8 protein-coding genes are annotated in these 16,175 nt (G+C 34.4%); 4 read left to right on the forward strand and 4 right to left on the reverse strand.

The annotated features are described in order from the left end of the window. Positions 1–32: 32 nt before the first annotated feature. Positions 33–7,043, forward strand: coding sequence for an amino acid adenylation domain-containing protein (locus tag NSQ69_RS12800; protein ID WP_341099320.1), 7,011 nt, complete (start codon positions 33–35; stop codon positions 7,041–7,043). A gap of 55 nt (positions 7,044–7,098) precedes the next feature. Next, positions 7,099–8,553 carry a pyridoxal phosphate-dependent decarboxylase family protein gene (locus NSQ69_RS12805; protein ID WP_341099322.1) on the forward strand — a complete coding sequence of 485 codons (1,455 nt, stop codon included), beginning with the start codon at positions 7,099–7,101 and terminating at the stop codon, positions 8,551–8,553. Positions 8,554–8,641: 88 nt separating this feature from the next. Here NSQ69_RS12805 and NSQ69_RS12810 read toward each other — a convergent pair whose 3' ends face one another. From NSQ69_RS12810 to NSQ69_RS12820, 3 genes are all read right to left on the reverse strand, one after another. Further along, positions 8,642–9,598 carry an alpha/beta hydrolase gene (locus NSQ69_RS12810; protein WP_137077329.1) on the reverse strand — a complete coding sequence of 319 codons (957 nt, stop codon included), beginning with the start codon at positions 9,596–9,598 and terminating at the stop codon, positions 8,642–8,644. 849 nt (positions 9,599–10,447) lie between these two features. Further along, positions 10,448–11,449, reverse strand: coding sequence for an alpha/beta hydrolase (locus NSQ69_RS12815; RefSeq protein WP_016120263.1), 1,002 nt, complete (start codon positions 11,447–11,449; stop codon positions 10,448–10,450). Between the two features lie 394 nt (positions 11,450–11,843). Then, the gene (locus tag NSQ69_RS12820; protein ID WP_002032325.1) at positions 11,844–12,305 is read right to left on the reverse strand and encodes a GNAT family N-acetyltransferase; all 462 of its coding nucleotides are present in this window, start codon (positions 12,303–12,305) and stop codon (positions 11,844–11,846) included. Positions 12,306–12,818: 513 nt separating this feature from the next. On the opposite strand from NSQ69_RS12820, the gene NSQ69_RS12825 reads away from it, so the two are divergent. Continuing rightward, positions 12,819–14,249 carry an ABC transporter permease gene (locus NSQ69_RS12825; protein ID WP_341099324.1) on the forward strand — a complete coding sequence of 477 codons (1,431 nt, stop codon included), beginning with the start codon at positions 12,819–12,821 and terminating at the stop codon, positions 14,247–14,249. Between the two features lie 11 nt (positions 14,250–14,260). Beyond that, positions 14,261–14,938, forward strand: a complete 678-nt coding sequence (locus NSQ69_RS12830) for an ABC transporter ATP-binding protein (RefSeq protein WP_199662818.1) — start codon at positions 14,261–14,263, stop codon at positions 14,936–14,938. A 257-nt stretch (positions 14,939–15,195) separates the two neighbouring features. On the opposite strand, the gene bla is transcribed toward NSQ69_RS12830, so the two are convergent. Continuing rightward, positions 15,196–16,128, reverse strand: a complete 933-nt coding sequence (gene bla / locus NSQ69_RS12835) for a class A beta-lactamase (RefSeq protein ID WP_002127574.1) — start codon at positions 16,126–16,128, stop codon at positions 15,196–15,198. Positions 16,129–16,175 lie beyond the last annotated feature (47 nt).

Raw genomic sequence — 16,175 nt, forward strand, 5'->3', positions numbered from 1 at the left:
ATGAAATGAATATTAGGGGGATAAAGATAAAAATGCACATTAAAGATCGAAGTTCGATTCATGAAAATAAAGGGGTAGAGGCGTTTTGGAAAGAGCAGTTATCTTCCGAGGTTCTCGATTTTTCTGTATTTAATAGCGGTTACCAACTAAATAAAGAAAATCCTTGCGAGCACGTTCAAGTCATAATGAATGTAGAGTTTAGTAAAAGTATACAAAAAGTAATTAAGTCTCAAGATTTATTATTATTTAGCTGGTTACAGGCCGCGTTAAGGATTTGTTTGGCACACTATACAGATCAAGAAAGGATTACTATTGGTATTCCTGTAATTGAAAAGAATATTGAACAAAGCGAGAATCTTAATAAGTTGATTCCTTTAGGAAGTGAAATCTATCCGCATCACAGCTTTAAACAAGTAGTAAATCAGATTGAACAAACGACTTTATTCGGGTATGACAATCAGAGTTATCCACTCTCTGAATTATTAGCGAAACACCATTTAACTCCTTTTCAAATTGTTATTGGGATGGAAGGATTACATAATAAAAATTTGATAGAAGAATATGCAGAGAATAATTTAGCCATCTGGATACAAAGAAAATGGAATGAAATACATAATGAATTTGAAATTCAAATTTCTTTCAAGTCTCATTCATTCTCTTCTTTGCAACAGTTTGCAAATTCATATCTTTATGTTTTAAAGCAAGTGTCAACAAATTCGAATTTGGCTGTGAAAGATATTTGTATCATTTCAGAAGAAGAGAAAGAGTTGCTAGAAGAATTGAATCAAGGTCAGGCGGACATAGAATTGTCTCAATCATTTCAAAATTTGTTTGAGGAACAAGTGTTAAAAACCCCAGATCAAATTGCTGTTGTTTGTAATGATCAATCTTTGACATATAGAGAATTGAATAAGAAAGCAAATCAATTGGCCTCTATTCTTCAAAGTAAAGGTGTTTCCAAAGAAAGTATTATTGGGGTTATGGTAGATCGGTCATTGGAAATGATCATTGGCATGGTGGGGATTTTAAAAGCAGGAGCAGCGTATTTACCAATCGATCCTAACTATCCAAATGAACGAATTGAATATATGTTACAAGATAGTCAAGCGAAATGTTTACTGAGCAAGCGAACAGAAGTAGAATTGCCGCAATTTGCGGGTGAAGTGCTGTATCTTGATGAGGAATATCTCTTCCAAGGTGAGGAAAGTAATTTAGTTCGAGAAAGTTATCCTAATGATTTAGCTTATGTTATTTACACATCGGGATCGACAGGGAATCCAAAAGGGGTAATGGTAGAACAGAAATCTCTTGTCCATTTTTTAAGTGTAATGAGAGAAAAAGTAAAAGATAATCAGTCATTCTTGTTTCTTGCTAGTGTATCTTTTGATATCTCCTTGTTAGAAATATGTCTGCCTTTAACACAAGGTTCGAAAGTAGTTATTGCTACAGAGGATCAGTTCGCAACAAAAGAATTAGCTTATTTGGTCAAAGAACATAAGGTGGATTTATGGGAATCAACGCCATCGCGAATGGAAGTGATTTTGAGTGATCCAGAAGGGGCAAATTTTCTAAAAGATTTAAAATCTATTTTGTTAGCAGGAGAAGCATTTTCCATTGATTTGGTTGAAAAAATTCGATGCATCAGTGAAGCGACAATTTTAAATATTTATGGTCCTACAGAAACAACCATTTGTGCAACAGTAAAGGATTTGAGCTCTGCCAAAGAAGTTACGATTGGAAGTCCCAACCCGAATTATCATTCCTATATATTGAATAAGTATGGTCAATTAAAACCATTTGGAATTCCGGGTGAACTCTGCATTGGTGGCGTGGCGGTAGCACGAGGGTATCTTGGGAAATCTAAACTGACAGATGAAAAGTTTGTACCGAGTCCCTTTACGGCAGGAGAAATGATGTATCATACGGGTGATCTCGTTCGTTGGTTGCCTAATGGAGAACTTGAATATCTAGGTCGAATGGATCATCAAGTAAAAATTCGGGGATATCGGATTGAATTAAGAGAGATCGAAAGCCAGTTAAGGGAATATCCAGAAATAAACCAAGCTATCGTTGTTGATCAAGTATATGGAAATAGGAAATTATTAGCTGCGTACTATGTATCGGATAATAAGGTCTCTTTTGATGAAATCAGAAAATATTTAAGTTATAAATTACCTGAGTTTATGATTCCTGAAAAGATGATTCAGGTGGAAGAGATTCCGTTGAATCCAAATGGGAAAGTAGATAGGAAAAGGTTATTAGATATAACACAAACAGATTATGTATCAATTCCATACGTTGCCCCGCGCAATGAAATTGAACAAAAATTGGTGCATGCATGGGAAAAAGTTATGGAGATTGAGGGAATCGGTATTCATGATAATTTTTTTGCTTTAAAAGGAGAATCGATTAAAGCACTTCAGGTAATTAATCTATTAAGAAAAGACTGCTTAAAAATAAGTACAACAGATTTTTTTAAGCATCCCACGATTGCTCAACTTAGTACTTGTGTAAAGTTAGAGCATAAAACGGAAAACTTTGAAAATAGACCAACCCATGTTAAAGATTTGTCTAAGCCATTTCCCTTAACAGAGGTTCAGACAGCGTACATGTTAGGACGGAATTCACAGTTTGAATTAAGTGGTATTTCACCTCAAACTTATTTTGAATATGAAACAGAATTGAATATCAATCGTCTTTCAAAAAGTTTTCAAAAGGTAATTCAACGTCATCCGATGTTACGAGCTGTAATTTTACCAGAGGGAGAACAGCAAATATTACAAAGCGTTCCTGATTACGAGATTGAAATAGTAAGTCTCATAGATTTAGATGATAGGAATCAAAATGCTCGCTTACAAGAAGAACGTTCTCGAATGACTAATCATGTATTTCCTTTAGGGCAATGGCCTTTGTTTGAATTAAAAGCCTTTCTTTTAAAAGAAGACACGTATTTATTATGTTTTCGATACGATGCTTTATTAATGGACGGAGCAAGCATGAACATCGTTGGACAGGATTTGTTTCATTATTATTATAAACCAGAGCAAAGGTTAGAACCTCTATCTTTTGATTTTCAAGATTACATGTTTATCTATGATGAACTGGAACAAAGTACAGAATATAAAACAGCAAAAGATTATTGGACAAGTAAGCTTCCTGACTTTCCGTTTGCGCCTTCTTTGCTGTTAAAAAAGGATCCGGCAGAGATTGCTACTCCTAAGTTCCAATCACTTAATAAGATCCTGGACAATGAAATATGGACAAAGCTACGAAAGTTAGCACAAGAGAAAGAAGTAACTCCTTCGGCTCTGCTTTGTACAATATATAGTGATGTATTGGCATATTGGAGTAATCAACGTCGATTGGCAATTAATTTGACTGTATTTAACCGTTATCCTGTTCATGAAGAAGTAGAGCAAATTGTGGGAGATTTCACTTCACTCATCTTGTTGGATGTTGATGTGAATCCAGATCAATCTTTCTTTACTAGAGTAAAAGAAACGCAATCTACTTTATTAGATGGTCTCGAACATCGCCATTACGATGGAGTTAATTTCATTCGAGATTTTACTCGATATCATCAAATGACGCCAAAAGCAGTTATGCCAATTGTTTTCACCTCGATGCTAGCAGGTGCGGGGGCTTTTGCTTGGGAACAACTTGGTTCACTTCGCCATATTCATGCTCGGACTCCACAAGTGCATTTGGATAATGTGGTAATTGAAAAAAATGGAGAGTTATTAATTAGCTGGAACTATGTTGAAGAATTGTTTGATGTTGATGTGATAGAAGCGATGTTTCACCAATTTGTTGACTTATTGGAACAATTAGTGAAACAAAGTGACGTAACATCTTTGCAGATGAAAGAGTTAGACCATGCTTTAATTGAGCAATACAATGAGACAACAGAAAAAATACCGTCGACTACTTTAAATCAATTATTTACAGACCAAGTAAAACGTACACCGGATGAAGTAGCAGTAGTTTTTGAACAAGACTACTTAACATACTCGGAGCTTCATAAGCGCTCCAATCAAGTTGCGCACTTTTTAAAAGAACAAGGAATTGGTCTAGGTGACAAGGTTGGTCTTTTAGCACAAAGACGAGTTGACACAATTGTTAATATGATAGGTATTTTAAAAGCAGGTGCCGCTTATGTTCCGATTGATCCCGACCATCCTTCAGATCGCCAAACATATATTTTAGAAAATAGCTCATGCAAACTTTTATTAGAACCTAGTCTTTATGCAGAAAACCGCTTGTCATTATACAAAACAGAAGATATACCTGCTATTGCTGGTCCGGAAGATCTTGCCTATATTATCTACACTTCAGGAAGTACAGGAAAACCGAAAGGAGTAATTATTACTCACCAAGCGGTTGCAAATACCATTCAAGATATTAATCAAAAATATCAGGTAAATGAAGATGATCGTATTATTGGTATTTCTTCTATGTGTTTTGACTTATCTGTATACGATATTTTCGGAACGTTAAGCACAGGTGCAATGTTGGTAATGATTCGTGACCCAAGAGACATGCAAGAATTAATCCGCACTGTCGAACGTAGAGGAATTACAATTTGGAATACAGTACCTGCAATTATGGATTTGGCATTAGATCAAGTAGGTTCTCATTTTGAACATTCTTCCTTGCGTTTAGTTTTACATAGTGGAGATTGGATTCCACTTTCTTTACCAGAAAAAATAAAACGACATTTTCCGATTGCGGAAGTAGTTTCACTCGGAGGAGCAACAGAAGCATCGATTTGGTCAATTTATTATCCGGTCAAACAGGTGGAATCGCATTGGAAAAGTATTCCATACGGGATTCCTTTGGCAAACCAAACGTATTATGTGTTGAACTATGAAAAGAAAATGTGCCCTGTTGGTGTAATTGGAGATTTATATATCGGGGGAGTGGGCCTTGCTAAAGGATATTTAAATGATGAACAGAAAACAAATGAAGCATTTGTATCACATCCTGATTTTGGTCTTATTTACAAGACAGGAGACTGTGGAAAAATGCATCCTGAGGGATATATTGAATTTTTAGGCCGCCAAGATTATCAAGTCAAAATTCAAGGATATCGAGTAGAGTTAGAAGAAATCGCCCATTGTCTTCTCACTTACAAACAAGTCGAACATGCAGTAGTGATTGATCAGACAGATGAGTATGGTATAAAATTTTTAGTCGCATATGTGGTAACTGAGAAAAATATTAGCACAACAGAACTTCGAAAGCATTTGCGAGATCACTTGCCAGGTTACATGATTCCTTCTTATTTTGTTTATTTGGAACAATTGCCCTTGACTCCAAACGGGAAATTAGATAGAAAAGCGCTCCCTACTCCGGAGAAACAAACAAATGAAGTATTTATTGCTCCAAAAACGGAAATGGAAAAAATATTAACTAGTGTTTGGCAAGAAGTACTCAAAGTAAATCGGATTGGAGTAAATGATCATTTCTTTGCCTTAGGTGGAGATTCGATAAAAGCGATTCAAGTTTCCGTCAGACTGTATAGACAAGGATTTGAGCTGGAGCCAAAAAATTTATTTTCATTTCCTATATTAGGAGACATGGTTCAATTTGTTAAAAAGCTTGATCATCTTCCAAATTCGCAAACAAGTGATGTAAACAAAATGAACGATAATAAAGTTACAGTACTAAATGTTAAAGATAAACAACTTAATCAACATACACTTATCAAAATACAAGAAAAAATGCCAGAAATAAAAATAGAACGTATTTACCCATTGGCACCTTTCCAGGAAGTTATTTATGAACATGCTGCGACTGAACCTGATACAAATGCATATTTCGAACAAACAATTTGGGCACTTGAGGGGGAGCTGGATATTAATCTCTTTATTCAGTGTTTCCAACAATTAGTTGATCGTCATGATTCTTTAAGAACGATAATTGTGCAAGATGAACAAGCACAACCTTGGCAAGCTGTTCTACATGATGTTCAAATGATTTCAGAGATAAAAAACTTGATTGAGATGACGAAACAAGAACAGCAAGAATTCCTAGACCAGTGGATGAATGAAAATTTAAGTCAAGGATTCAAAAATGATGAACTCATGACCCGTCTTTGTATATTCCAACTAGAAAATAACGAGCATAAGGTGGTTTGGAGTTCCCATCATCTATTATGTGATGGTTGGAGCGTCAGCATTTTGATAGACGAATTATTCCAGCTCTATGAAACAATAAATGCGGGAACTACGGCAGAGTTACCTATAGTGAAACCCTTTGAGACATTCATAGATTGGACTGTAGCACGAGATCATGAGAAAGCACGTCATTTTTGGCGGGATTATTTATCAGGATACAATCGGAAAATTAGTATTCCTAAAAAGAAAGTACCAACTCAAAGTGAAGGGTTAAATTTCACATTTATGGATTTAACATTAGATAAGGATTTGACTAATCAGTTACAGATATTTGTAACTAAAAACAATATAACTATGAATTCGGCATTACTAGCTGTATGGGGAATATTGCTTGGCAAATACAACGGAATGAGAGAAGTAGTATTACCTAATCTAGTATCAGTCAGACCTCCCGAAGTAGAAGGGATTGAAAATATGTTCGGTCTGTTCACAAATATTTTGCCTATCCGACTAGCATGGACAGAAACGCAATCTTTTGTGGACTTCCTGCAAAAAGTACAACTAGAAACATTGAAATGTAATGAGTATGCATACTATTCATTTGTTGATATACAAAAACAAAGTGAATTAAAAACTGAGTTGACTGACCATCTTTGGGTTTTTGAAAACTATCCGACTAACTCAGCTATCTTTTCTTCAAATGAAAACAGAAATTTTGCCATCACAGATTACGAAGTTGTTGATGAGCCTCATGTAAAGTATGGAATTATGTGCTTCCCTGAAGAGAAACTTACAATAAAGTTTGGATATGATCAAACCGTATATGAAGCGGAGAAAATACAGGAAATATTGAATCACATCCATCAGTTAATCAACATGATTCTTCAAAATCCAATACAGGCAATCGGTGATTACAAATTATAAAAAATGAAAAGGCGAGCAAGAACTCGCCTTTTTAAATAGAATAGGAGTAAACCAAATGACAAAAAACTTGCAGTTATCAGCCGAAGAGATGCGTCAGTTAGGATATCAAGCGGTGGACTTGATTGTTGATCATATGAATCATTTAAAAAGTAAACCAGTTTCGGAAACGATTGATAGTAATATTTTTAGAGACAAGCTAATTGAAACGATTCCAGAAAACGGATCCAATCCAAAAGAGTTACTTCATTTTCTTAATAACAATGTGTTTAATCAAATTACTCATGTGGATCATCCTCATTTTATGGCTTTTGTGCCAGGTCCTAATAATTATGTTGGTGTAATAGCAGATTTTTTAGCAAGTGGGTTTAATGTATTTCCTACAGCTTGGATAGTAGGTGCAGGTGCTGAACAAATTGAATTAACGACAATCAACTGGTTAAAATCAATGCTAGGATTCCCTGATTCAGCTGAAGGGCTATTTGTCAGTGGCGGTTCCATGGCTAATTTGACTGCACTTACTGTAGCGAGACAGGTCAAGCTGAATAATGAAATAGAAAATGCGGTTGTGTATTTTTCTAACCAAACTCATTTTTCTGTAGATCGAGCACTTAAAGTATTAGGTTTTAAACATCATCAAATTTGCCGAATTGAAACAGATGAAGATTTAAGAATTTCAGTTAGTACTTTAAGAAAGCAAATAAAAGAAGATCGATTAAAAGGGAAAAAACCATTTTGTGTTATTGCTAATGCAGGGACAACGAATTGCGGAGCGGTGGACTCCCTCGATGAATTGGCTGATCTATGTGGTGATGAAGATGTATGGCTACACGCGGATGGTGCTTATGGGGCTGCAGCAATTCTCAGTGAAAAAGGAAGGGAGGTGTTAAGAGGAATTCATCGTGCTGATTCTTTGACGTTAGACCCGCATAAATGGCTTTTTCAGCCTTATGATGTTGGTTGTGTACTCATTCGCAATAGCCAATATTTAAGTAAAACGTTCCGTATGATCCCAGAGTATATTAAGGATACGGAAACTAATATAGAAGAAAAAGTGAATTTTGGGGAGCGTGGAATTGAACTTTCTCGTAGATTTAGGGCATTAAAGGTATGGCTTTCTTTTAAAGCATTTGGAGTCACAGCTTTTCGTGAGGCAATAGATCATGGCATTATGTTGGCTGAACAAGTTGAAGAGTTTTTAAGGAAAGAAAAAGATTGGGAAGTAGTAACACCTGCCCAATTAGGAATTGTTACTTTTCGTTATATTCCTTGTAAGCGAACGTCTACAGAAACAATTCATGAAATAAACAAAAAACTGGTGGAAGAAATTAATCAAAGAGGATTTGCTATGCTAAGTACGACTAAATTAAAAGAAAAAGTAGTAATTCGACTTTGCTCTATCAACCCGAGGACAACATTAGAAGAAATACTTCAAATCATGATGAGCATTAAGGCGTTGGCAGAGGAAATAAACACATCGCCTAAACATCTTATATCTGTTTCTCAGCCTTGATATATTAGGTGAATTTTACATATTAATAGCCGATTCTAAATGAGAATCGGCTATTATACTATTTACGAGTGTTTTTCTTGTAAAGGGATTAAGCCTCAACCTTAGAGACTCTTTTGAAACCAGTCTTTACTGCTTGTACCATTTCGTTTACAGCGTAAATAGATACATCGGCATTTGGATTTAACCCTTCAAACCAGTGATAGGCATTTGGATATAAATGAAACTCGACATCAACACCAGCTTGCGCTAGTTTGCTTACATAGGTTAATGTTTCACTGCGGAATGGATCTAATTGACCAACAAATGTGTAAGTATATGGTAAATTACTATAATCCTCTGCTCGAGAAGGCGCTGCATAGACAGGGATTTGATCTGTTCCATACATTTCTCCTAAATACATTTTCCAACCAGCTTCATTTGCCTTTTGATTCCAAACAAATCCTTCTTTAATTTCATTCGCTGAAGGTGTATTATTTCGGTCATCAATCATTGGATAGAGTGGCATCTGTAAACAAATTGAAGGATATTTTCGATCTCGGGCTAATAATGATAATGCTGCTGTTAGTCCACCTCCAGCGCTTACTCCTGCAACCCCAATTCGATTCGAATCAATGTTTAATGACTTCGCATTATCAGCAATCCATTTTAAAGCTGAATAACAATCCTCAATTGGTGCTGGGTAAGGGTGTTCAGGTGCTAAGCGGTAGTCTACAGACACGACCACACAGCCAGCTTCTTTTGCAAACCTCATACAAGTATCATCGTTATCATCTATAGACCCTAAGATATAACCACCACCATGTATCCATAATAAGACAGGTAAAGGTTCATTATTTGATTTTGGACGATAAATTCTTAATGGTAACGGATTATCATCAGGTCCAACAATGACTTCATCTGTTAACGAAAGGGATTCATCAACAACGGTAGGTGGTCTCATTTGAGCTATTCCTTCTCTGATTGATTGCAAGTTTTCCGGGTGTAAATCGAGATTTGGAAACATCTCTAACCCTTGTAATAACTCTGGATTTACTCTTGTTTTCATTTTAGCACCTCTATTTGTAATTGTTTTCGAATAAATGAAGTGTATTCTAAGTAGTTTAATTGTGAAAAAATATCACAATTAAATTGTAAATTGGATATGCGATAACAGTCAACAGAATATTCGGAAATTAAAGCCTTTCTCAAGAAGGAGTTTCACGCAACCAATAATACAAGTAGTGGATTTAGGAGCAAAGTGTTTTCATGTCGTTGTATTTATGTACACTTAGTCTTCTAATTAAACCAAGTGATAATCCTTTTTATTTTAATGACATATTGCAAGTGATACCTATTCGAATTCATACTCGGAAAGAATTAATCCATTTTCATTCCTTAATATATAATTCAGGGAAATACTCATGGGCAGGCATTAATATAGGAAAACAGTACAAATTAAAATAACTGTTTAAAAAAATTCCTTTTATTTGGCTAGAAAAGGAGTAGATTCTTTTTTCTTATCTAGACTCATGAAGAAGTATGAAAATCAGAATTTATAATTCAAAAGCCAGCTTAAAGTAATTGCAATAATTACTTTGGATAGTAATCTTAAAAAAATATAAAAAAGAGAAGAACTCACCAAAGTTCTTCTCTTTTTTATATGTAATTAGGGTTTCCATAACTGTAGATATGGATGGTGTAAATTAATGGATGAATAATTTACTCTTAAAATTATAACAGAACAATTAAAGATTTTTATATGTAATATTGCATATAAAGGGTAAACAACAATAATTTCTTTTTATAAAAATAAGCCCCTGGTGAAAATGATGAGTAACCCTTTTCCATATGAAATGAACTTGGTATAAAATGAAAGATTACAAGTATAAGATTCTATACTTAGTAATCCCTCACTTTAAGGTATGTCTTTGGGGAAGTGTGAGGAGTTCAATCGATTCTGAATAAAATTGATAGTATCAGTTGCAATTTTTTTACGTTTAAGAACAATCCCGGCATGTCCGCATGTATAAATATATCGCGTAGGTCTTTCCCAGGATTCCCACAAATAGTCCGTATCCTCAGAGTGCACATATAGATCGTGCTTACCTGAAATTAATAAAATATTTTCTTTTTTTACTTTTGGTAACGCTTGACTCGGTTCAGTGATTTTCCAATAAGCTATTAAATCATCATACGTAACACCATGATGTTCCAAATCTTCTCTAATAAATTTACCTGGATTTGTCTTCCAAATTGAATATGAGAGTCGATTCGCGTAGAAAATGGATGCTAACACATCAATTTCTGGTTCAACAAGAGATGTTAAGTTAGTAATAACTCCACCTAAACTGATTCCTATTAAAATCAAGGGACCATTTTTATTTTCTTTTATCCATTTGATCAAAGTTCGTAAATCAGCTACCGCTTGTCTAGTTGCTTCTACAGTTCGTTCAACATTGGCACTTACCATGTACTCTCCACTGTATAGGGATTGGTTCGGTTTTCTGTCAAAATGATATGGTAAAGTGAAATAATACATATTCCACTTCAAGTTGGTCATATGGTCGTGGAATATTTTTTTTACACGTTCGTTAGAATCCATTCTCCAACCGTGAACAAAGATGACATGAGGTGCATTTTCATTTTTATGTAAAAATAATTCTCCAGTGACAGAATCGTTGCGTGAATCACCAGATTGAACCGAGCTTTTATATTTGAATTGTCCAACCATGTATTCCTTTTCTTGTTTTAAATGCTTAATGTTAAAATGAATATGAGATGGTTTTACTTTATAAAAAAATTCTATGTCCTTTATATATAGTGAGGTGTTAGAAAGAGAAGTATACTGAAACTTTACACTTCTTTTTTTGTGCAAATCATACAAGGCGTATCGATCAATGAGTTTTGAAAAAATCAAATTAACCTCCTCCAAAATACATATCGTCTAAAAGATGGACAAAATTTATGCTGTGAATTAATTGTAAAATATTCTCTTTTCCTAATAGTAGATGCTTGAATTATAAAACAGGTGGAGAATTTGTATATTATATTATAAAGCTATCAATAAAATAAAACTATAAATATCTTTTACAAAAACCTAAAAAGCAAGTTAATATTCTCATTCATAAAAGAGAACATTAACTTGCTTATTTTCGTATCAAAAGGTACACCTTTTGAAGTGACGTAATTTATATGAAAGACAATGTGTCAATTTGTATATTTAATACAGTGATAGTTACCATAATTTTCGAAGCCTATAGTTAATTAACCTTACAATATACGTCTTTTTGGTATATAAATAGCTATATTCATTAGAGAAAGAGTTTTAATCCTTCATGAGAATCTTTAAAACCTAATTTCTTATAAAAGTGTAAAGCTTCTTGTCGTTCTTTATCTGTTGTTAACTGTACTAAATGACATCCCCGTAATTTAGCACGTTGAATAGCCCATTTAATAAGTTTACTTCCTATACCTTTACCACGTTTTGATGAGGCTGTCCGTACACCCTCAATTGTAGCTCTCCAACCCCCTTGACGTACAATGTAAGGCGTAAATGTAATTTGTTGAATACCGACAATCTCCGTCCCATCACACGCTACAATCAACTCGTTATTTGGATCACAATCAATAGCATGAAATGCTCTTATATAACTATCAGGGAGTGGTGTTTCATAGCGCTCTCTTTTATTTCCTAAAACATCATCAGCAAGCATTTTTACAATTTCATCTAAATCATCTGCCGTTGCAATCCTAAATGTTATAGTTTCTGTCACTATCAAAAAACCTCCTTAATGTATGCACTTGTTACTTTTATTTTACTTGTTTAAATACAATAGGTTAAATTATAAAATATTATGAGTCTCTATAACTTTTTCTTATAGATAGCATAAAAGCCTAACTTATAAAATTATAATTTAGGCTTTTTAACACAATATTATTATTAGAAAATCCGACCAACTTCAAAAAACCTCCATATTCTTTAATGAATTTTCATATTTAACAAGCACACATAGAACCATTCAAATAGGGTGGTTTTTATTTGTTGTATAGAAATTACGTAATAAGCATGGATTTGTATGCTCTCATTCAATGCTATCTAAAGCCATAACTTCCTTGCCAATATTCAAAAACGATTACGTTTTTGAATATGTGTTCCGATCTTTCTTGACCAGGTCAATGAATAACTACACATAAACTCCTTATATCTCTAGATAAACTACCGATTAGCTCCATATAGACTCTAGATAACCTATATAGAATACAAGTTATCAAGGAGGTAAGAAAAAATGAACTTTATGAAACGAGCAATTCTCAGTATGAAAAAAAGAGTAGGAACATCATTAATTTTGATGGCGGTTTTCCTAATTGTTACAAATTTGGTGTTGGCAGGATTCACAATCCAAAATGCATCAAAAAAAGCTGCTGATGAAGCAAGAAAAAAACTCGGTGCAGATGTTACTTTAAGTCTTGATTTTGACAAATTAGGTCAACAAGCTAGGGAAACTGGAGAGATGCCTAATCCACCGAACCTTAATACAAAAGAAGCAGATCAATTAGCGAAGTCAAAGTATGTAAAAGACTATAATTACATAACTAGCACTCTCGGAATTTCTGACGGACTTAAACTAGTAGGAGCTTCAGAAGGAGAAGAAGAAGGAAAAGGTAAGGCGGGAATGGCGGCTGTACGAGGCGGTTCAGGCTCCGGTACAGAAATAGATATGAATTCTTCTTTTATGATTGAGGGAGTTCGCAAAACTGCATTACAAGAAAGCTTTAAGAATGGAAAAAGTAAAATCATTGATGGGAAACCAATTACAGAACAGATGAAAGATCAGAATGTAGCTTTAATGGAAAAACGATTAGCGGAATTAAACAACTTGAAAGTAGGAGACAAAGTTAAAGTGCAATCAGGGGATAAGAAGGAAACCCTGGAGGTTGAAATTATCGGTATTTACGAAACGAATGAGCAAGCAATGGGGCAACAAGCTCCTCCTATAATGGATCCAGCTAATAAACTATATATGCCGCATTCAACTATGAAAAAATTAGAAATAGATCAAGGTATAAGTAGCATTCAAGTCGTGTATTTCTTGAAAGATCCACAAAACATTGAAGCATTTAAAGAAGAAGCAAAAAAATCTGATATTGATTTTAATTATTATAAATTAGATGCACATGATTCGTTGTACAAACAAATGATTGGGCCTATCGAAAATATCTCATCAACTTCTCAAATGATTATTTATATTGTATCAATTGCAGGTGCGATTATTTTAGGGTTAATCATTATGTTATCGATTAAAGCACGTCGTAAGGAAATGGGGATTCTATTGTCCATTGGAGAGAAAAAGTGGAAACTGATGGCGCAGTTCGTAGTAGAAGTAGTATGTATCGCTATTTTAGCATTTGGATTATCCATAACAACAGGAGCAAAAATTTCTCAATTCATAGGGAATAATTTACTTTCGAGTGAAATTGCTACAGCAGGAGAAGAAACAAACACCTCACAAAATGGAACTGTAATGGTAGCTGGACCTGGTGGAACTGTACAAAATCAAAAAGAGGATCCAATTGATAAAATTAATGTAAGTGTAACAGGCGAAGATGTAGGGAAAATGGGGGGGATTGGACTAGCTATTGCTATATTAGCAACGCTTCTTCCAGCATTATCTATTCTACGCCTGAATCCAAAACAAATTCTTTTAAAAGATGAATAAGGAGGCTCGATATGGAGACGATTTTACAATTTAAAAACTTAGATTATTATTATGAAAGTAACGGAAAAAAAGTAGCGATACTAGAAAATGTTAACTTTTCTTTTCAAAAAGGACATTTTTACACGATTCTAGGACCATCCGGATCTGGTAAAACCACTATGCTTAGCTTAGGTTGTGGGCTAGATATACCTAAAAATGGTTATGTACTATTTAATGGAAAGGATATTCGAAAAATTGGTTTGGATCGGTACCGTAATCAAAATGTATCGGTAATTTTCCAATCTTATAATTTGATTACCTATATGAGTGCTCTTCAAAATGTCTTAACAGCAATGGAAATTACAGGTGTTAAAGTGCAAAATAAAACGGCAAGGGCATTAGAATTATTAGAGAAAGTAGGACTTACAGAAGTAGAAGCGAAACGAAATGTTCTGCAACTAAGTGGCGGGCAACAGCAGCGTGTAGCAATCGCTCGAGCGTTATCTTGTAATGTTGATTTACTGATTGCGGATGAGCCGACAGGAAACCTCGACGAAGAAACGGCAATGGATATAATAGAACTATTTCAAGAACTTGCACATAAAGAAAATAAATGTATTATTGTTGTGACGCACTCACAGGAAGTTGCTAAAAAATCAGATCGTGCAGTCTATTTAAGTAAGAAGAAGTTGGTAGTAAACGAAATTTAATATAAACACCCTAGTTTTTTAATTCACATAATTTTCGAAATCAATTTCTTCAAATATTTATATTTGATATACAATATAACCAAGCCATAATCAAAATGGTCTCCCTGTATTGAATGTTAAGATAGTTTGTTATTCCCTTTTTAACAATTTTTGAAAAAGAACTTGTAGTATATTCTACAGGTTCTTTTTTGTACTCTTTCAATATCAACGGTCTTCAAATGAAATATGAATTTTAACTAAGTCATTCTTTGGAGTAATTATTTATTCGTTACTTTTAAAGCGTCTAACACTATTTTAGTTGCATTTGCAATAAGTTTATCATCGTATTTCGCATCTTCTTTCGCATGATTAGAAAGTATCGCAAGAATAATTGGCTTTTTATTTGGTGGCCAAATGATTGCAATATCATTCCTTGTTCCATAAGACCCAGAGCCGGTCTTATCGGCTACTTCCCATTCTCCTGGAACTCCAGCACGAATTAAGTTGTCCCCCGTAGTATTTCTTTTCATCAAATCTATTAAAAAGTTCCGTTTCTCAACTGAAAGTATATCGCCTAGCGCGTATGCTTGAAGACTAGTAGCTAATGCCTTTGGGGTACTAGTATCACGAGTGTCTCCTGGCTGCACTTCGTTTAATTCTGGTTCAAAACGTTCAGGATTTGTAACAGTATCTCCTATTTCTCTCAGTGATTTTTTGAATTCACTTGGCCCACCTAATTGTTTAAGAATAAGATTTTGTGCAGTATTATCGCTATATCGAATGGAAGCATCCGCAAGCTCTTTCAGAGTCATACCTGTATCTACATATTTTTCAGTAATTGGATTGTAATTCACAAGATCTTTGCTAGTATACTTAATTCTTTGATCTAAATCTTCTATTGATTTCTTTTGTAACAGTGCTCCCACAGCAAGGGCTTTGTGGGTAGATGCGTATGCAAACCGTTCATCTGAACGATAAGTAACGGTTTGATTCGTACCTGTGTCTAATGCATAAATACCAAGTTTAGCATCATATTCTTTTTCCAGCTTTACAAAAGAATGATTACTTGTATTTTCTTGTTTGGTTTGTTTCGGTGGTGCGGATTGAATATTACTATTGGAACAGCCTATAAGCGTTGCACATGAAAGTAATACTACAGGGAGCATCTTTTTATAATGTGCGATGTGAAAAAACTTCTTTGAAACTATCATACATTTTCAACCTCTTTCAAGAATATATGGATTTTGTATAGGTATTT

It is taken from the genome of Bacillus sp. FSL R10-2201, assembly GCF_038008665.1.
GTDB lineage: Bacteria > Bacillota > Bacilli > Bacillales > Bacillaceae_G > Bacillus_A > Bacillus_A mycoides.

What these genes read in the sequence shown, in the direction of transcription:
- NSQ69_RS12805 (WP_341099322.1), top strand. Translation starts at nt 7,099, where the DNA reads ATGACAAAAAACTTGCAGTTATCAGCCGAAGAGATGCGTCAGTTAGGA.
- NSQ69_RS12810 (WP_137077329.1), bottom strand. Translation starts at nt 9,598, where the DNA reads ATGAAAACAAGAGTAAATCCAGAGTTATTACAAGGGTTAGAGATGTTT.
- NSQ69_RS12825 (WP_341099324.1), top strand. Translation starts at nt 12,819, where the DNA reads ATGAACTTTATGAAACGAGCAATTCTCAGTATGAAAAAAAGAGTAGGA.
- bla (WP_002127574.1), bottom strand. Translation starts at nt 16,128, where the DNA reads ATGATAGTTTCAAAGAAGTTTTTTCACATCGCACATTATAAAAAGATG.
- NSQ69_RS12800 (WP_341099320.1), top strand. Translation starts at nt 33, where the DNA reads ATGCACATTAAAGATCGAAGTTCGATTCATGAAAATAAAGGGGTAGAG.
- NSQ69_RS12830 (WP_199662818.1), top strand. Translation starts at nt 14,261, where the DNA reads ATGGAGACGATTTTACAATTTAAAAACTTAGATTATTATTATGAAAGT.